Raw genomic sequence first — 740 nt, forward strand, 5'->3', positions numbered from 1 at the left:
GCATGCGTTGGTTTTAGTGATTAAGGTGGTATGCAGGGGCTTTGGTGTTGCGTTACTCACCCCTTAATTGGGCGTTATGTTCTAGGAGTAAATTATGATTTATACAACAACTGAAACGGTTCCCGGCAAGGAAATCGAAGCTGTACTGGGCATTGTAAATGGTAATGTGGTGCAATCTAAACATGTTGGCCGAGACATCATGGCGGGTTTGAAAGGTATTGTCGGAGGAGAGCTCAAAGGATATACCGAGATGTTGATGGAAGCTAGAAATATAGCGGTACAACGATTAATAAAAGATGCTGAAAAGTTAAATGCAGATGCGATAGTGGGCATACGGTTTACAACTAGCTCTGTTACTGATGGTGCGTCAGAAATACTAGTGTTTGGTACGGCAGTGAAGCTCCGAACATAACAAACGCTTTAAGACGGATTCGCAACGCTCGGCGGTTTTGGTTTGATTTAGCTTTGGTGTTTACGGTGCAATTATTAAGTTTCGTGGTAGCGTTGCTCACCACTTAAGCGGGCGTTAGTACTGGATTGGCATCAAAGGTAAAATTTCGGTGTTTATCGGTTTCGTTTCCTAGCTTTACACCTGGTCAAATGTGCCTTTCACGTTCTTTCCGGTGGCACTATATGAGTTGTGTTCGCGTTGATTTCACCGTTTACGGTTTCTAACTTTTGGGCTATTTCTCTGGTGTGGTTTCTTGAATGCTGAGAAATTTTCGTCAAACACGGAGTTT

At 43.1% G+C, this 740-nt stretch carries 1 protein-coding gene; it reads left to right on the forward strand.

Translation table 11 applies throughout. The features are described 5' to 3' along the window. Window positions 1–94: 94 nt before the first annotated feature. Window positions 95–412, forward strand: a complete 318-nt coding sequence (locus tag RXX31_RS24700) for a heavy metal-binding domain-containing protein (RefSeq protein ID WP_317592214.1) — start codon at window positions 95–97, stop codon at window positions 410–412. The last annotated feature ends 328 nt before the right edge of the window (window positions 413–740 follow it).

The organism is Vibrio sp. EA2 (assembly GCF_033042495.1).
Lineage (GTDB): Bacteria > Pseudomonadota > Gammaproteobacteria > Enterobacterales > Vibrionaceae > Vibrio.